The organism is Sphingobium wenxiniae (assembly GCF_007830065.1).
Taxonomy (GTDB): Bacteria; Pseudomonadota; Alphaproteobacteria; order Sphingomonadales; family Sphingomonadaceae; genus Sphingobium; species Sphingobium wenxiniae.
Genome location: NZ_VLKK01000016.1, coordinates 40,393 through 58,026 on the forward strand (window position 1 = coordinate 40,393; position 17,634 = coordinate 58,026).

The 17,634-nt window shown below is 58.2% G+C and carries 17 protein-coding genes; 5 read left to right on the plus strand and 12 right to left on the minus strand.

The window, feature by feature from the left end:
- Position 1 precedes the first annotated feature (1 nt).
- Both IQ35_RS16370 and IQ35_RS16375 read left to right on the plus strand, forming a co-directional pair.
- Positions 2 to 685 (plus strand): SDR family oxidoreductase, encoded by a 684-nt coding sequence (locus IQ35_RS16370; RefSeq protein WP_158636688.1) that lies wholly within the window; start codon positions 2 to 4, stop codon positions 683 to 685.
- A complete protein-coding gene (locus IQ35_RS16375) occupies positions 579 to 1,901 on the plus strand; it encodes an acyl-CoA dehydrogenase family protein (RefSeq protein WP_242003377.1) in 1,323 nt (440 codons plus the stop codon). Before IQ35_RS16370 ends, IQ35_RS16375 begins: the two co-directional genes overlap by 107 nt.
- A 184-nt stretch (positions 1,902 to 2,085) precedes the next feature.
- On the opposite strand, the gene IQ35_RS16380 is transcribed toward IQ35_RS16375, so the two are convergent.
- From IQ35_RS16380 to IQ35_RS16415, 8 genes are read right to left on the minus strand one after another with little or no spacing between them, the layout of a single operon-like run.
- Entirely contained in the window at positions 2,086 to 3,423 is a 1,338-nt protein-coding gene (locus tag IQ35_RS16380; RefSeq protein WP_021246184.1) for an MFS transporter, read from the minus strand.
- 24 nt (positions 3,424 to 3,447) lie between these two features.
- Positions 3,448 to 5,049 (minus strand): class I adenylate-forming enzyme family protein, encoded by a 1,602-nt coding sequence (locus IQ35_RS16385; RefSeq protein WP_145074938.1) that lies wholly within the window; start codon positions 5,047 to 5,049, stop codon positions 3,448 to 3,450.
- A gap of 51 nt (positions 5,050 to 5,100) precedes the next feature.
- Positions 5,101 to 6,042 carry an NAD(P)H-dependent flavin oxidoreductase gene (locus tag IQ35_RS16390; RefSeq protein ID WP_145074941.1) on the minus strand — a complete coding sequence of 314 codons (942 nt, stop codon included), beginning with the start codon at positions 6,040 to 6,042 and terminating at the stop codon, positions 5,101 to 5,103.
- Between the two features lie 11 nt (positions 6,043 to 6,053).
- Positions 6,054 to 7,217 carry an acyl-CoA dehydrogenase family protein gene (locus tag IQ35_RS16395; protein WP_145074944.1) on the minus strand — a complete coding sequence of 388 codons (1,164 nt, stop codon included), beginning with the start codon at positions 7,215 to 7,217 and terminating at the stop codon, positions 6,054 to 6,056.
- Between the two features lie 32 nt (positions 7,218 to 7,249).
- On the minus strand, positions 7,250 to 8,428 hold the full coding sequence (locus tag IQ35_RS16400; protein ID WP_145074966.1) for an acetyl-CoA C-acyltransferase: 1,179 nt from the start codon (positions 8,426 to 8,428) through the stop codon (positions 7,250 to 7,252).
- Positions 8,428 to 9,582 carry an acyl-CoA dehydrogenase family protein gene (locus IQ35_RS16405; protein WP_021246197.1) on the minus strand — a complete coding sequence of 385 codons (1,155 nt, stop codon included), beginning with the start codon at positions 9,580 to 9,582 and terminating at the stop codon, positions 8,428 to 8,430. The genes IQ35_RS16400 and IQ35_RS16405 overlap by 1 nt, the downstream gene beginning before the upstream one ends.
- Positions 9,583 to 9,612: 30 nt before the next feature.
- Positions 9,613 to 10,407: an enoyl-CoA hydratase-related protein gene (locus IQ35_RS16410; protein ID WP_145074947.1), complete on the minus strand. Its 795-nt coding sequence runs from the start codon at positions 10,405 to 10,407 to the stop codon at positions 9,613 to 9,615.
- Between the two features lie 28 nt (positions 10,408 to 10,435).
- Entirely contained in the window at positions 10,436 to 11,272 is an 837-nt protein-coding gene (locus tag IQ35_RS16415; protein ID WP_021246195.1) for an SDR family oxidoreductase, read from the minus strand.
- A gap of 220 nt (positions 11,273 to 11,492) precedes the next feature.
- Here IQ35_RS16415 and IQ35_RS16420 point away from each other — a divergent pair, with 220 nt between their 5' ends.
- A complete protein-coding gene (locus IQ35_RS16420) occupies positions 11,493 to 11,717 on the plus strand; it encodes a hypothetical protein (protein WP_021246194.1) in 225 nt (74 codons plus the stop codon).
- Between the two features lie 157 nt (positions 11,718 to 11,874).
- Here IQ35_RS16420 and IQ35_RS16425 read toward each other — a convergent pair whose 3' ends face one another.
- The 3 genes from IQ35_RS16425 to IQ35_RS16435 form a co-directional block, all read right to left on the minus strand.
- Entirely contained in the window at positions 11,875 to 12,909 is a 1,035-nt protein-coding gene (locus tag IQ35_RS16425; RefSeq protein WP_145074950.1) for a cyclase family protein, read from the minus strand.
- Between the two features lie 97 nt (positions 12,910 to 13,006).
- Entirely contained in the window at positions 13,007 to 13,861 is an 855-nt protein-coding gene (locus IQ35_RS16430) for an IclR family transcriptional regulator (protein WP_021246192.1), read from the minus strand.
- Position 13,862: 1 nt separating this feature from the next.
- A complete protein-coding gene (locus IQ35_RS16435) occupies positions 13,863 to 14,786 on the minus strand; it encodes an enoyl-CoA hydratase/isomerase family protein (RefSeq protein ID WP_145074954.1) in 924 nt (307 codons plus the stop codon).
- Here IQ35_RS16435 and IQ35_RS16440 point away from each other — a divergent pair.
- On the plus strand, positions 14,781 to 15,674 hold the full coding sequence (locus tag IQ35_RS16440; protein ID WP_145074969.1) for a crotonase/enoyl-CoA hydratase family protein: 894 nt from the start codon (positions 14,781 to 14,783) through the stop codon (positions 15,672 to 15,674). The genes IQ35_RS16435 and IQ35_RS16440 overlap by 6 nt on opposite strands.
- A 35-nt stretch (positions 15,675 to 15,709) precedes the next feature.
- On the opposite strand, the gene IQ35_RS16445 is transcribed toward IQ35_RS16440, so the two are convergent.
- Positions 15,710 to 16,393: a TetR/AcrR family transcriptional regulator gene (locus IQ35_RS16445; protein ID WP_081659791.1), complete on the minus strand. Its 684-nt coding sequence runs from the start codon at positions 16,391 to 16,393 to the stop codon at positions 15,710 to 15,712.
- Positions 16,394 to 16,610: 217 nt separating this feature from the next.
- Here IQ35_RS16445 and IQ35_RS16450 point away from each other — a divergent pair, with 217 nt between their 5' ends.
- Entirely contained in the window at positions 16,611 to 17,495 is an 885-nt protein-coding gene (locus tag IQ35_RS16450; RefSeq protein ID WP_145074957.1) for an aromatic ring-hydroxylating oxygenase subunit alpha, read from the plus strand.
- Positions 17,496 to 17,634 lie beyond the last annotated feature (139 nt).

The following is a 17,634-nucleotide window of genomic DNA, read 5'->3' on the forward strand; positions in this document are numbered from 1 at the left end:
CGTGATTGGCGCGGCGGGCGATGTCGGGCAGGGGCTTGTCTATGCGGCGGTCGAGCGCGGCTGGAGCGTCGCGGCCGCTGGACGTGACGCCGACAGGCTGAAGCGGATCATCGCCGCGCATCCTGCCGGGCAAGTGCGCCCGGTTATTGGAAGCGTCGCGGACCCGGCCGCCGCCGCCGCTTTGCTGGATGCAGGCAGAACTGAGTTGGGCGGCCTTGATGCGGTGATCGTGTCGGTTAATGCGCCCAATGATGTGCGGCCTTTGTCGGATTGGACGCCCGATGGTCTGCTTGGCATGTTCGCCGGTAATGTCATCACTCATTTTAATGCGCTGACCGCCGCGCTTGACGTGCTGAACCCCCAAGGAGTGTTTCTGGGGATCGGCGGCGGGACTGCCGATTTCGTGCGCGCAGGAAGCGTGCATATCTCGATGGGGCAGGCTGCGCTGCGGATGATGTATCGTGGAATGGCGAAGGAACAACCCAGCCGGATCGTGCGCGAATTGCAAATTGTTGCTATGGTCGATGGTGAGAGCACCCGGCACAAGGCGGACGACACCTGGCTGAAAGCCGAAGAGATTGGCCGCCACGCCTGTGCGATTATTGAACGGCCTGCCGAATTTTCTGGCCCGATTGTGGTTTTGCGCCGTCAAGATCCGATCGGCACGCCGCCGGCCAAAATCTGAATTTCCTGACAGAGAGACCATAATGGATTTTGAATTCGACCCAAGGGACGATGCGTTTCGGCAGGAAGTGCGGGCGTTCGTGCGCGACAACCTGCCTGCCGATATCGCCCGCCGCGGCCTCACCAACTATCATACCGACAAGGCGGACACACGCGCCTGGACTGCGATCCTGCACGGCCGGGGCTGGTCCGCGCCAAGCTGGCCGGTGCAATTTGGGGGTACGGGGTGGACGCTCATGCAGCAGTTCATCTTCGATCAGGAATGTTTCGCCGCCGGTGCCCCGTTGTTGGAAACGGGCGGACTCAAGATGATCGGGCCGGTTATCTATACGTTCGGAAGCAAGGAACAGCATGAGCGGTTCAATGTGCCCTTCCTGCGCGGCGAGATTAGCTGGGGTCAGGGTTTTTCCGAGCCGAATGCAGGCTCGGACCTAGCAGGGCTCACCACTGCGGCAGTCCGGGACGGCGATCATTATGTCGTCAACGGGCGCAAGCTTTGGACCAGCGGCGCCCAATGGGCGAATTGGCTATTCTGCCTGGTCAAAACGGACCCCAAAGAACGTCAGCGCGGCATTTCGATGATTCTCATCAAGGCCGATGCGCCGGGCGTCACCATTCGCCCCATCATCGATCTTGGCGAGGGGCATCACCTCAACGAAATGTTCTTCGATAATGTGCGTGTGCCTGCCGAAAATCTCGTGGGGGAGGAGGGGAAGGGCTGGACCTACGCCAAGTTCCTGTTGGAGAATGAGCGCGCGTTCAGCGCCGAAGTGCCGCGCAACAAACGCAACCTCGCGCTCCTTCGCCGCATTGCCGCGGATCGAAAGTATCGGGGACGCCCGTTCGCCGAAGATCCGGCATTCGCCGCCCGGATAGAGCAGTTGCAGTCAGATCTCGATTCTCTCGAATGGATGACGCTGCGTGCCCTCACCGCTAAATCAAGCGGCGATCTCAGCCTGCCGGTCGGGTCGATCCTGAAGGTGCGCGGCACCGAGCTGCAGCAAAAGATCGGAGAGATGCAGGTCGAGGCTTTAGGGGACTATGGCGCCATCGTCTATCCTCATGACAAGCATGTGAACGGCGCCGATGATGCACTCGGACCCGATTATGCGCCCGGAGTGCTGGCGGATTTCTTATATCGCCGTGCTGTCACCATTTACGGCGGTTCAAACGAGATACAGCGGACCATCCTGGCGAAGCAGTATTTGGGCCTCTGATTGTCTGCACACATTGCAGTGATGGGGATCTTCGCCGACAGCATCATGATCGGCGCCCCTTTGCGCCGCGTGGATAGTGACTGACCTGACCCGGCTCGGATCAGCGTGTCAAATTCTCCCTTGTCCAAAAAGGGGGCGTCCACACATACACATGCCTAGAGTCATCGGTCCGGGCATGACTGGGTCAGGCCTCCGGCTTAAGGCCGCCTTGAATCGCTTCGCGCATGATCCCCCTCATGTCGCGCCCGGCCATCAAAAGCATGAGTGCGCCGAGCGGAGCAAAGCTGATAAAAGTCGCGGCGAGCGAAGCCCCCACCCGCATTTCATCCTTGAACACATAGTCGGTGAAAAAGGCGACAGCGACCGGCCCTAGGCCAAGGCCGATAAGATTGAAAACGAGCAGATAGGCCGCCGACACGCGGCCCCGCAGGTCTGGCAGCGTCGCGATCTGCAGCGCCGCTGCGGCGGTCCCGGTGAAGGCGCCCAGCATATATTGCAGGAAGATGAGGACGATGACGGCAGGCATGTAGGAGAGCTGCATCGCTAAGGTGACGAGGGCCGTCATGACCAACAGGCATATCGCAAAGATGCGAAAGTGCGCATCGTGACGGCCCTTGCGAAACCAGCGGTCGGCGAACAAGCCGAGAATCATGCCGCCAGGTACGCCGGCAAACTGGACGAGGCCGGCCGCATAGGCCGCGGACCCGGTATCCCAACCGTGGACACGAATGAGGAAGGTGGGAAACCAGGCGCCCATCGCATAGCCGCATAGTGAAACCGTGCCGAAGCCGATAAAGTGCCCCGAATAGAGTTTCCAGCGACGAAACAGCGGCGTGAGGGATTGGGGTGAGGTGGTGTTCAACTTCGAACAGCTTTTCCGGGTGCGACGATCAGGCACCAGGAAAACCAGCGGCGCCAGCAGAAAACCGGGCAGTCCGGTCAGCAGAAGCACCGCCTGCCAACTGGCGATCGTGCCTAGTATAGGTACGGTAATGAAGCCGGAGGGCATAGCTGCGATCAATATGCCGCCGAGGAACAGCGACAGTGCGGCACCGCCAGCGGATCCTGCTCCCATTACGGACATGGGGAAGGCAAGCCGCTCACGCGGGAAAAGGTCGGAGAGAAGGGAATAGGCTGCCGGCGCCAGCGCCGCCTCTCCTGCACCTACGGCGATCCGGCCAATCAGAAGATGCCAGAAACGGCTCGCGAGGCCCGAGAGACTGGCAGCCGCCGCCCAGATCATCACACCGGCAAAGATGACATGCCGTCGCGAAACCCGGTCCACCAACCACCCGATGGGAAGACCGAACAGAGCGTAGAACAGCGCAAAGCTTGGTCCTTGCAACAGGCTCATCTGAAAATCGGTAATCCCCAGCGATGCCTTGATCGGACCTACCAGCAAATTGAGGATTTGCCGGTCGAGAAAGGATAGAACGTATAGCAGGAAGAAGATGAGGACCGCCATCCAACCAATGCGCGCGGCCGGATAAGCGGGCGTCGTCGCTTCCGATTGGCTCGCCATTTTTTCTCAATCTCCCAGAAAATCTTATGGCTTGCGCTGTCGATCGACCGCCAGCCGGCTTCCGGCTTCGGGCGGACCTGCATGACGTTTGCGTAGTTCGACCTTGTTAATCTTGCCAGTCGGCAGTCGTGGCAATTCCGTCACCGCCCGGATCGCCTTGGGCACTTTGTAACCGGCAATATGCTGACGACAGAGAGCTGTCAGGGCGGCGGCGTCGAAAGCCGCGCCCGGTCGCAAGACGATCAAAGCCAGTACCGCTTCGCCCCATTTATCGTCGGGGACGCCGATCGCGGACGCCTCCAACACATCGGGATGTGCCATCAGGGCATCCTCGACTTCGCGCGAACTGATGTTGAGTCCCCCCGAAATGATCAGGTCTTTTTTGCGATCGACCAAATGGATGAACCCATCCGGATCGCGCACCACGATATCGCCGGTATGCAACCAACCACCTCTCAGCGTCTGCTCGCTAGCTTGGGCATCGCGCCAATAGCCTTCCATGACGGTCGGCGAGCGCAGCAGCATTTCGCCTGCCGTTCCGTCGGGAACCGGGTTATCGTCCTCATCGGCGACACGCAGCTCGACGCCAGGCGTGGGATGACCGATCGATGTGAGGCGCCGGACCGATTCTTTCTCGCCTGTGGTCTGATGAAATCCCTTGGCCAGAACCAGGCCGTCACCTTCGGTCTGCCCATACATCTGCACAAAAATCTGGCCGAAGCGCTCGATGCCGCGCCGGAGCAGCGGCAAAGGCATGGGCGCGGCGCCATAAACTGCCGTCTTGACACTCCCGAGATCATAATCCGCGCTGCCGGGATATTCGAGAAGCATTTGAATCATGGTGGGCGCCAGATGCAGGATCGTGATCTTCTCCTCAGCGATGGTCCGCAGCACTTTTTCGGTATCGAAGGCGCGCAACATGTACAATGATCCTGCTTGCCAGTGCGTAGCCATCTGGAATCTTTTGCCACCCGCATGGCAAATTGGCATCACGAGCAGCCCGCGATCATGGCAATCACTTTGCATCACCGCGCTGATATTATTGGCTGCAAACGCACTCGAACGATGCGATTGGAGGCATCCCTTGGGTCGGCCGGTGGTACCGCTGGTATAAAGAAGATGCGCAATCTCGCCCGATGCAAATCGGGGTTCCTCCCAGGCGGGATCGCCTTGTTTCACAAGGGTGCTGTAGTCTTCGGCGTCACCTTCGTTCTCGGCAATGCGCACAAAATGGCGAATCGAACCGAGTGCAGGTTTCAGTTCGTCAACCATGTCGGCAAAGCCGCTCTGGTAGAATAGTAGCGCCGGCTCAGCGTCCAGGAGGATGCGTCCGATTTCGGGCTGCGCGAGACGGTGATTAAGCGGCACTGCCACAACCCCCGCCAGCTCAGTCGCCGCGTAGATTTCCGTAAATTCCATGGCATTGTGAGAGAGGATGGCGACCCGATCGCCGGGACCAATGCCGCGTTGCGCCAGGGCTGACCCGATGCAGCGCGCGCGGCTGAGCAAATCGCGGTGTGAACGCGCTTTCCCCTCGAACAGAACGGCAGGAACGTCGCTGAAGTGGGCGGCATTCCTCCGCAGTATGTCGGCCAACGAGCCGAAGTCACCTTTGATGGCGTTCATCGACCTCTCCCATCCGCATCTATTTTTGGTTCCCGGCTTCGATAGAGAATATCATCGAGTGAATGGATCGTGCGCAGCTCCGGCCATCGCTTTTCGATATTCGCCGATCAAACGCGCGCAGAGTTGGGCTGCGGTGGGAATGTCGCGGATCGAGCCTACACCATGACCGGCAGACCAAATGTCCCTCCAGGCACGCCCTTCGTTTCCCATGTCGAGTTTTGCGTCGGTCGGGAGATCATCCGGATCCATGCCTGCGGCGATGATGCTAGGCCGCATAAAACTCGCATTCACGCCCGATATTCCCGAAGTATAGACTATGTCGGCAGCACCCGTCTGGGTGAGCATCTCCTTATAATCAGTTTGGACCGTCGCTTCCTGGGTGGCGATGAACCGCGTGCCGACATAGCCCATGTCTGCATCCATCAACCGCGCCGCCGCGATCTGCCGCCCATTGGTGATAGCGCCTGCCAGGATCACCGTGCCGTCAAAGAAGGAGCGGATTTCCGAGATCAGGGCGAAGGGATTCAACGTTCCCGCATGGCCGCCGGCGCCGGCGGCCACGGCGATGAGGCCATCGACGCCGGCCGTCGCCGCTTTTTCCGCGTGCCGGCTGTTGATGACATCATGAAAGACAACTCCGCCATAGCTGTGGACAGCGTCGACCACCTCCTTGGCCGCGCCTAGCGACGTGATGACCAACGGCACCTTGTGATCGACCGTGACTTTGAGATCGGCGTCGAGTCGCGGATTGCTCTTGTGGACGATCTGATTGATGCCGAACGCAGCGGGCGCGGGAGAATCCGAAAGCCGTTCGGCAATCTCGTCCAGCCAGTTCGCCAAGGCTCCCGTGGTGCGGGCATTCAGGGCTGGGAACGTTCCAATCAGGCCTGATCGGCAGACTTCCACCACGAGATCAGGGCCAGATGCGAGGAACATCGGTGCCGCAATGGCCGGTATTGCAAGATTGGTCAGCAGCTTGTCCGGTATCGCCATCACTCTCTCCATCAAGCCTTGGGCAAACCCAGGCGATTGGCTATATTGTTCAATTGAATCGCGGACGATCCGCCATAGATCGGATAGACCAGGACGTCGCGGACGTGTCGCTCGATCGAGAAGCCCTCGGCGTAGCCATAAGCCCCCAAAATCTGCTGACAACTGAGGACTACGTCGCGGCACGTATCGCAGACGAAGAGCTTGGTCATGGCGGTTTCGGCAGCGGCTGGCCGTCCCTCCTGGAGAAGCCACGCAGCCCAATAGAGCATGTTTCGGCAGGCCTGAACCTTGGTCTTCGCATCTGCCAGTTTGTGCCGTATCGATTGAAAGGAGCAGATTCGTTGACCAAATTGCGAGCGCTGCTGGCTATATTCCCAAGCTTCCGCAAGTGCTGCTTCCGCGACACCCAGCGCCATCGCTGGAACCTCCAGCTTTTCCGCCTCAAGCGCCGGACCAGCGAGCTGCGACCACCCTTGGTTCCACATTGCCTCGCCGCCCAGTATCGCGTCCAGTCCGACCTCGACATTGTCGAATATTACATCGCAGGTCGGCGAACCGCGCTGACCCATGGTTTCCACCGTCGTGATGCTGATGCCAGGCAACGTCGGGGGAACGAGCAGAAAAGAAAGATTCTTGTAGCGTGGACCATCCGGGTCGGATTTGACCAGCAGCAGGAGATAATCAGCGATGGTGGCGCCCGAGCACCAGCGCTTCGCTCCGTTGATGATGATCTTGTCACCCTTGCGCTGGGCCGTCGTCTTCGTGGCCGCCAGGTCGGCTCCGACATCAGGCTCCGACAAGGCGTAGGCAAAGAAGATCGACCCTTCGACAACGCGCGGGAGAAGCTGCGCTTTCTGTTCAGGTGAGCCCGACGAGGTGATGTTCATCCCCCCATAGCAGGCGGTATGGATATACATGCCGGCAAGGATACCGCTTGCCTTGCTCAATTCCTCGATCACCGCCGTCATGGCGATCAGATCGAAGCCAGCGCCGCCATATTCCTCCGGAACGGTGAGCGCGCCCAGGCCCAGATCGCCGATTTTCCGGTGAATCTCCATCGGGAAATGATCCGCCTTGTCCCATTTGGCGATGATCTCGTTATTCGCCTCGCGTGCGACAAACTTGCGCACGGTATCGCGGATCATTGTGATATGTTCGGGTTCCGAGAAATCCACGTCTTATAATCCTTCCGTTGTTCCAAACCCTGTCAGGCGATTTCGAAAAGACCTGCAACTCCCTGTCCGCCAGCGACACACATCGTCACCACCACGAAGCGGGCTTTGCGTCGTTTGCCTTCGAGCAGCGCATGTCCTACCATCCGTGATCCCGTCATGCCGTAAGGATGTCCCAGCGCGATCGCGCCGCCATTCACGTTCAGTCGCTCGCTTGGGATTTCGAGCCTGTCGCGACAGTAAACAGCCTGCGAGGCGAATGCCTCGTTCAGTTCCCAAAGATCGATATCCGGTACTTTGAGGCCGTGCCGCGCCAAGAGTCCGCGTACGGCGAAAACGGGAGCGATGCCCATCTCCTCGGGATCGCACCCACCGGTCGCGAGGCCGCGAAATATTCCAAGAGGGGAGAGTCCGCGTTTTTCCGCTGCCTTTGCATCCATCAGGACGCATGCAGAAGCACCATCGGACAATTGCGAACTATTGCCCGCGGTAATCGTTAAATCATCGCCCAGAACCGGCTTTAGCCGCCGCAGATCGTCCAATATAGTCGAAGAGCGATTGCATTCGTCCTTTTCCAGCAAATAGGATTCCGGGACCAAGCCATTCACCCCTTTGATGAGGCGTGTGACGGTCATTTTCACGATCTCGGCGTCGAACGCGCCTTCCGCCTGCGCGCGCGCCGTCCGCTGCTGACTTTCCAGAGCAAAGGCGTCCTGGGTCTGGCGGCTGATTCCGTAGCGCCGCGCGACGATCTCCGCCGTTTCGAGCATCGACATGAAAATGGAGGGCCGGTTCTTTTCGAGCCAGGGATCTTTGGTTTCGTATCCGTTTTGATGATTGTTCTGCACCAAAGTGATGGACTCGAGTCCGCCCGCCACCATGATGTCCGCGTCGCCCATCGCTATTGCATTTGCTGCCTGCGCGATGGCAGACAGGCTGGAGGCGCACGCACGAGCGATCGTGCTGGCTGTCACCGTCACAGGGAACCCAGCACGCAGCACGCATTGCCGGGCGATATTGGTCCCGGTCGTACCTTCGGGCATCGCGCACCCCATCGCTACGTCGTCAATTTCGCCGGGATCGACACCGGCCCGTTCGACAGCGTTGGCGATCGCGCATGCGCCTAGCGAAGCCCCATGAGTACCGTTGAGACTGCCTTTATAGGCCTTGGCGATTGGCGTTCGCGCCGTCGAAACGATGGCAATATCGCGCATCATTGACTCCATTGGCTGAAATGCCGACCCGAGACCCATCCGGCGACCATCGTTCGGTGAATATCAAGCGTCCCTCCCGCGATCGAATAGCCGCGCACATAACGATAGAGCCGTTCGATTCCCGTTTCTTGAAGATAGCCTGCGCCGCCGAAAAGCTGGATGGCGTCGTCGGTCACCTTGCGCGCTACTTCATTCACGAAGATCTTGGTGGTGGAGGCGTCATAGGCGGTGGGCATACCGTCCGGCGTTCGGCTGAGGGCGCGATAGACCATGAGGCGTGCTGCCTCCAATTGCGTCGCCATATCGGCGATCTTGAGCTGGACCGCCTGGAATTCGATGAGCGCCTTGCCGAACTGCTCGCGGGTCTGAACATAGTCCAACGCACGTTCGTAGGCACCTGTCGCAATGCCCAACATGCCTGCTGAACCGCCTAGTCGTTCCAGATTATAGATGTGCGAAAGGGCCGCAAAAGCGCCGGGGCCTGCCAGGATATGATCTTCCGGAACCGTGCAATCGTCAAAGGTGAGGTCGGCTTGGTAGCTACCGCCCATGTTCTTGCTCAGGCGCTCGATCCTGAAGCCCGGCGCATCGGCGGGGACGAGTATCGCCCCGATGGCGCCCGCCCCGGGCTTATCGTCGAGCCGCGCGTAGATGATGAAGACCGAGGCGTCCTTCGCATTGGAAACATAATGCTTCCGGCCATTGATAACGATCTTGCCGTTTTGAATATGGGCGCGGGTTCTCATCGCGGTGGCGGCTGTACCTGCCTCGGGTTCCGAGATACCGATACTCACCGTGGCTTCGCCGCGACATATGGCGGGAAGATATTTCTGCCGCAGGCTCTCGTCAGCGAATTTCTCGAGATAATAAGCTTGGCCAATGCTTGTCAGTGCCATCAAGGATGATGCCTGCGGACTAACCTTTGCCATCTCTTCTATGCAGATGGCCACATCGAGAGGGGGTAGGCCCAAGCCACCATATTCTGGTGAAAGGTTGAGGCCTAAAAGGCCATTTTCTCCCAAACGCTGCAAAGCGACGAGAGAGTAATTGATGTCCTCTTCCCAAAGCGCCTCGTTCGGCGCAAACAGCTTGTCCGCAATCCTGCGGGTCGCATCCCGCTGCTGCTCCTGTTCTTCGGTGAGGCCAAAGTGCACGTAATTATCCTTGCAATAGGGGGTGAAGGCTCAGCGCCCTGCAAAACACGGAGCACGCTTTTCGGCGAAGGCAGCGATCGCTTCGCGATGATCGTCAGTCATGAAGGCGCGGGTCTGGTGCATGGCTTCGAGATTGACCACTGCCTGGAGCGGTTCTGTCTCGGCGGCTAGCAGATTGGCCTTCATATATTGGTAGGCTACGACTGGACCATTCGCGATACGCGCGGCAATGGCGCGCGTATCGGCCTCGAGTGCGTCATCGGCGACCAGCTTATTGATCAGGCCAAGCTTCAGCGCCTCTTCGGCACCCAGCATTTCGCCCAAAAGCATCATCTCGCGCGCTTTGGCCGTGCCGACCAACCGGGTCAATGTCCAGGAAATGCCGCAATCACCGCTAAAGCCGACCTTGCCGAATGCCGTGGTGAAGCGCGCAGACGTGCCAGCAATCCGCATGTCGCATGCGGCGGCGATAGCAAGCCCAGCCCCCGCCGCAACGCCGTTGAGCTGCGCGATCACGACGCGCGGCAGGCTGCGGATCAGGCCTGGCAGCCTCTGCGTCGGTTGCATGATGTGGAGATAGTTTTCATAGGTCATCGAGGTCATGTCATGCATGACCTTGACGTCGCCTCCGGCACTGAACGCCCGACCCGATCCAGTAATGACGATCACGCCCACGTCGGGCGAATTGCCAAGTTCCTCGAGCGTCAAAAGCAGTTGGTCCGTCGTCTCGACAGAAATGGCATTCATCCGGTCGGGACCGTCGAGCAGGACGGTGCCTATGCGATCTTCTACCGATGTACGAACCTGTGTGACCATGTTTTCCATCCCTCAAATTACTGCACAACGGGGCGGATCAACCTTTACGCAGCGTATCCCATTGCGCGTCGGTCCACTCGAACATCCGGTCAGCCCTTGGGCCGGTGAGGCCGCTTGCGCCGTCGATCGAAATCATCTCGCCGCTGATATAAGAGGCGGCGTCAGACACGAGGAAGGAACTCAGATCGACGAGATCATCGGTCTGCCCGGCGCGACGAAGCGGAATATCCTTGGCCAATTCTGCTTCGGGATCGGTGACGTCGGGGTGGAGGCGCGCAGCGGTAGCGGGCGTTGGAAACAGCCCTGGCGCTAGGCCGACCAGCCTGATGCCCTTGGGCCCCCATTCCTGCGCGAGGCTCTTGGTCATCGCCAGCATAGCCGCCTTGGAAATGGTCAACGGCACGGTGAAAGGCCTACCGTTGCCGACACCGGAGGCCAGCACGCTTAAGACCACGCCCCTCTGTCCCTTGTCGATCCAACGCTTGCCCGCTGCGATCGTCATCCACAATCCGCCCAGCAGAGACACGCGAATGACGGCCTCCACAGCGCGGGGAGATAATGTTTCCGTACGTGCCAGGAAATTTCCCGCAGCGTTGTTTATCAGTACATCCAACGGAGCTTCTGCCCAGATTTGGTCCAACAGCCCATCAATCATCTCGGGCTGGCGGATATCGCATTCAAATGCCTGGCATTTCCCACCCGCTGCTTCGATTTGCGCAACAGTTTCCTGGAGCTTTTCCATGTGGCGACCGCAGATGATCATCTTCGCGCCCAGAGAGGCCATGCCAATGGCCATGCGCTGGCCGAGGCCCGAGCCGCCCCCCGTTATAAGGATGCGCTTGTGAGCGAGAAACGTCGTTGGAAGCCGGCTCATGCAATCCTCTTTTCCCCCGCTCCGTAACCGACGGGTAAAGGCCATTTAGCCCTAATCGATATCCGCCTGCAAACGATTTTCTCTATGGAAATTATATATTCTCTATAGAGAAAACCGTGATATGGAATCGCGATGCGCCGACCCAAGAACGTGGGCCTAAACCGGCACAGTCTCGAACAATACCACTTTTGACCTTGGTTTTGCCGCCCGCAAGAACATCGTGGCGCACCGGCATGTTCGCAACCGCGCAGGGATCGATCCCGATGGCTCGCCTTTCCCGATCCTCAATTCGGTCGACATGATCCCGGTCGATCAACGGACCGAAGAGCTTCAACTGCTTGGTGATACACTAAATGAGCGGCTTCATTATATTCCCGGAGGATTCCTCTTCAAGGAATCCGGGCATGATCGCCGTGACGCCAATTATTTCGGGCGCTCCGCGTAACAATCGCGAAGCTACGGGTGGAAATCAGAGCTAGTCAATCTTTGGTCAGGCCGATTTCAAACTCACCGATACGTTCACGCTCAACGGCGGATTGCGCCATATGTGGGATAAGCGCGACCTGACATCATTAAGCCGGCAGAATCCGGCTGAGTCTTTTTTACACCGTGGCGATGGGTGTTACTGCAGACCCAGCTGCGCCCGGCAGACGTAGCGGTGGGGCTGTCAGCAGGAAGCGCGAGCGCCCATTCTCCCTCAGCCAGCTCGCGAGTTTGCTGAGGTACCAAAGTTCGCCCAACGGAATGCCATTTTTAAACAGGCAATGTTCGTGAAGCGGCAGCCCCGCGCATCTATGTGCATCCGGTGATGCGGTAGACGGAACATATTCCACCGAAAAATTATCTGCTACGATCGCTGCAATCCCGGTCTCGTCGATCCACCGCAGTAAGTCGGGATCGCGCCCGTCCAAGCCTGCCCCAGTGGCACGCAACACCGATGAATCCACTTGCCCGTCATGCTCGGCGATCAGGCCGGCAAAGCCGAAATGCAGGCATAATATATCGCCGCGTTCGACCGACACCTTATCCCGTTCCATCACTTCGCGCAGTTGGGCGAAGGATATACGCTGTTTTTCGATGCCATGATGTGCATGCCAATCGACCAGCACCCCGCGCCCTTGCATGCCGTGTAACGCCAGATGTTCTATTCCCAGCGGACGCAGCGCCATTCCCGGCCACTGACCATCATCACCAGTAAGATCGGGGCGAAGTCCTTCAAGTGTGTAGCCATTATAATAGCGCGGTTCTTCTGCACCGTCGCCATCGGCATCGAAGAGTTGCCCGATGTGGCAGAAGCTATCCCACTGTGTTGAATATTGCGGAAAGAAAGTCACCACGTCGTCGTTCACCAGATCATTCCAGTCCGGTGACAGCAGCATGTCGAACCGTGCATGTCCCTTGTGGCTGATTGGTCGTATGTCGGGTGGGTTACGCGCTGTCGAAATGCCAGCGCTCGGCTGATCCAGCCGGAGGCTGAGACAAAAGGTCAAACCTTCCTTGACCTCGGCTATTCCTTCCAGGACTTTCCGGCGATCGATGAGGTTGACCCGGCCGAGTTGATCGTCGTCGCCAAAGTCTCCCCAATTCGATGCCTCCGGACGTCGTATCCATCGTCTCCGGGGCTTGTCTTCCAGCATTGCCTGTCCTGAATATTGTCGAGATAAAATAGGTTTAGGGCGAAATATTCTGAGGTCAATCAAAGGCTGAGTTCAATGAAAAGCATCGCTAAGCCGGCTATCGTTGACTCATTGGCCGGGGAAACACGGGCGCTTGTTCCGATGCAGGTACGACCTGTGCAACCGACGTCGCCAGTTCGATTAACTCGTGCCCAATCCGGGTAAGCGTTGCAGAATCATGTTGATCGCGGAACATTGTCGCGCTGCACACCATCGTGATCGGCGGGCCGTCGAATCGTACGGGAGCTGCGAGAGCCGTGACGCCAGCGGTCGAATAGCCGTCGTCGATACCCCAGCCTCGATCCAACGCCTCTTTGGCCTGGTCGATGAAATCCCAGTAGGCGAGCGGCCGCTGTATCCGAAGGCCCCCATACATAGTTTGGCGCTCATCTTCGCTAAGATCGCTTTGGAGTGCCATGATACGCGCCATGCCGCCGATCAGAAGCGGTAACTGATGGCCGACGTTCATCTGGATACGCAACGCTGATCGATTCTCTGCCGAAGCAAGCAAAATCATGCGATGATAGGATACTCGCCGCCAAATCGTGACGGTGACCGAGTAGCTATGGGCGATGCGCTCCATCATTGGCTGAACAGCCGCCAAATAATCATGGTGGGCCATGCCCACGTTTGCCAAGCCGATGACTCCATCGCCAATCATGTAGGTCTTCGTATCAGGGAGAAAGCGCACATAGCCTTCGTTCACCAAAGTACGGAGGATGTTGAAGCAGGTGCTCGGCACGATGTTGGTGTCGCGAGCGATGAAACTCACCCCGACCGGACGGTCCAGACGACTGAGATGTCGCAGGATACGCATCGTGTTGATCGTAGCGCCGACGATTTTGCCGGAACCCGGTCGGCCTTCGCCTTCACTTCGACTATCCTCACCCGATAATTTGGTCGGCATCGCCATGCTAGGCTTTCTTGCGCGCCACAAAGTCCTGAACGGCCTTGGCATGTCCTGGCGTCTGGGTGCTGAGCATTTCCATAGCCTGCGAACTGTCGATGATCGCGTCAAAGGCCGCAAGCATTTCACGGTTCATAAGAGACTTCGTCCAGCGTATCGCCACAGTTGATAGAGCTAGCAGTTCCCGTGCAATGGAGATGGCTTTTGTCAAAGCTGCATCGCCGTCCGCCGCCAAATGCGTGGCAGCGCCCAATGCATGTGCTTCATCGCCGTTGATCAGCCTGCCCCGCATGAGCAAATCCTTGGCGCGGGAACGACCAACCAATGCCGGCCAAAAGGCAATACTGCCATCGCCGGGCACCAGGCCCATTCGGGTGTGAGGGTCGCCGATGCGGGCAGCGGCCGCGATGACGCTGATATCGCACGCCAGCGCCATGGTGGCGCCAAGGCCGACAGCGTCTCCATTGATCGCGCAGATCAGCGGTTGCTCGACTGTAAGCATCCCCCGCAGGACTCGCTTGGTCTGTGCGGGAGAATTCATATCGAACAGCGGAGCACCGCCTTCGCTGGCGTCCATCTCCGAAATATCGCCGCCGACACAAAAAGCCTTGCCGCTTCCTGTGAGGACGATAGCATCAACAGAAGGATCGCGCGAAAGGAGAGGCCAAAGCGATTCCAGTTCGCCGAAAAAGGTACGGCTGATCGCGTTCAGGCGCTTGGGGCGATTCAATCTCACGATCGCCAACCCGTCCGTGATATCAACGGTCAGGCATCGAAAAATATCATAGTGCATTTCTCTCTTCTGGTCGGGAACGCCAGAAAAGGCAATGATCCCCCGCTTTTCGCTTGATTGTAGGCCATTTTTCCAAACCGTGTTCGCGTTTGCATTTGTAGCAAATTGGACCGCATTCTTTCGAGGTTTTCCATGCATTACGAAACACTTGCCGCTGATCTGGACGAAGGCCTGCTGCTCATCACCTTGAACCGGCCCGAGCAGATGAATGCCTTCACCGTGACCATGGCCGACGAACTGGTCGACGTTTTTCGGTGGGCAAATGAAGAAGATGCCGTGCAGGCCGTGATTGTGACCGGCGCCGGCAAGGCTTTTTGTGCCGGTATGGACCTCAGCGTGGCCGGTAACGTCTTTGGTCTCAATGAGGAACTCGATCCAACGCTGAAAGACATGCGCGAGCAACCGCATAGACCTGAGATCGAGCGGGGCGTGCGCGATACCGGCGGGAGAGTGACTCTCGCCATATATGACTGCGTAAAACCTGTGATTGGTGCGATCAATGGCGCAGCGGTCGGTATCGGCGCCACAATGACACTGGCAATGGATGCTCGCCTCGCCTCCAACCGGGCGCGCATAGGATTCGTCTTCGGGCGGATCGGGATCACACCCGAAGCCTGTTCAACATGGTTCCTGCCACGGATTGTCGGGCTGCCGCAAGCGCTTGAATGGTTTTACAGCGCCGATATCCTAACGGCGGAAGAAGCAAGGGAAGGCGGATTGGTCAAAGCCATATTCGAACCTGATGCGTTGCTGCCGGCAGCGCGCGCTCTGGCCCGCAAATGGGTGGAGAAACGCTCCCCAGTTTCCCTGGCTCTCATCCGGCAGATGACCTATCGCAATTCGGCCTTTTCCGATCCGGCGCAGGCGCACGAAGTGGACTCGCTTTCGATGTTCTACACCAGCGTTGGAGACGGCAAAGAGGGCGTTGCGGCCTTTAATGAGAAACGCGAAGCCCTGTTTAGCGCCAAAGCATCGGACATGCCGTCCTTCTATCCTTGGTGGAAAGAGCGATCAGATCGCCGTTAAAGGCGCGGTTGATCGAGCGTTCCGCGTCCCAGCCTTCAATCGGACGCAAAGGATCGAAAGAGGATCAGCGCGAATTCATCGAGAATGGCCTCACCGAGATCCGCTTCGCTGATCTTCGCCAGATACACGGCGCGGTCGGCAAGCAGCAAAAGCAGAGACAGCTTTACGCGAAAGGGTTCACGCTCCGTTTTCGACAGGGGAGCCAGTAGGTGGGTGAGGCTGTCTATCATAATTTCCATGTCGGGGATGGCTCGCCGTGCGAAATCCGGCTCGACATGTGTGGCTTCCCAATAGGCTTCGCACAATCCCTGATTGTCCGTCCACATGGCGGTATAGCTGTCGAGCCACTTGCGTAATCCCTCCCGAGTCCAGACTTCGGGTGAATCGAGTAATTGCAAAACGCCCTGCACATGTTCCTGGAGATGCTGGCGAAGCGGTTCAATGAGGTCATATTTGCTAGCAAAGTGACGATAGAATGTCGTCGTTGTCGTTCCGGCCAACTGGACAATGCTGTCCACCGTTGTCAGGCGATACCCATTTTCTGCAAAGGCAGTGAGCGCCGCTAGAATCAGCCGTTCCCGGGTAAATTCCTTCAGTTCCGATCGAAGGGCGCTCTTCGTTGGGACTGGAGCAGCAGTCCGCGATGCGCGCCGGGAAGAACCCGCCCCAGTCTTGGAACCCCGGCCCGGACCCGCCTTGATGCCAGCATCGCCACTCATGATAAATATCCCATATGTGTTTTAGATTAGGGTGACTAACTAAAATTGGTGCGGTGACCCGAAAAGTGAGACAGTGTTCCGTCAGATATAGACGACCAGCGGAATAGCGCAAGCGCGACAGCGGCGTACCGCACTCAAGACAGACCAGGCTGTCGAATGAGCCATTTAGATCGGGCGACCGCCGCAAGAGCGCAGTCCAGGACACGGAGTGGATCGGATGGGATTCTACGAGTTGATTGACGGGTTGCCCGCAGTTCGGGACGATTTTGTCCCCAAGGAACATTATGGCAAGGAATTTGCCCGTCTCGAAGCAGAATATGTGTGGCCGGCGACATGGCAAATGGCCTGCCGCGAGGAAGATCTGCCCAATGCCGGCAGCTATATCACCTATGACATCTTGGGCGACTCCATCGTTGTGTTGCGTGATAAGGCCGGCACCATCCGCGCTTTTCACAATGTTTGTCCCCATCGTGGCAATCGTCTGGTCAGTGGGGCCGGCAGGCTGACCAAGTTGCATTGTAGCTTCCACGGTTGGGAGTGGGATACGGCTGGGGCAAATATATTCCTGAAAGATCCCGAAGATTGGAAAGGGTGTTCAGGAATGTTCGACGGGGACATGGATTTGCAAACAGTCCATGTCGGAAGCTGGGGTGGCTTTATCTATGTCAATATGAGCGATGAACCCGAGCCATTTTCGCAGTTCATCGATCCCGTGCCGACCTATCTGGACTGTTTGGAGTTCCAGAAGATGCGCACGAAATGGCATAAGCAAATCATGCTGCCCGCCAATTGGAAAGTTGCGCTCGAGCCTTTCTTGGAAAGCTATCACATTTACACGACCCACCATCAAACGGCAGGGTTCCTGGATGAAGCCTCGGTTAGCACCACACATGGTCGGCACGGAAAGCATGGCTATCCGAACGCGGCCCTGCTTGGTACGCCGTCGCCGCGCACGGGCAAGCCATCCCCTAACCTCTCTTATTCACGACGCTCGGTTTCGGGTCCGCTCTGGGCATTTGCTGCGGCTGGCTGTATTGCGCGGACGACCGGCATCGCTGGCGTTTGTTTCACCGCATTCGGATTGATGGGCTTTTCGGGTTGAAGGGCTGGGCTCGGAGTTCTGCGGCGCTGCCGCATGGGCTACGTCGGCGCAGGCTTCAGCCGGAGAACGAGGGCGCGGAACAGGTCGGCATCCGGACAGGCGGAAGCGAAGGCAATGCGGATGCGGCTAGCACTTTCTA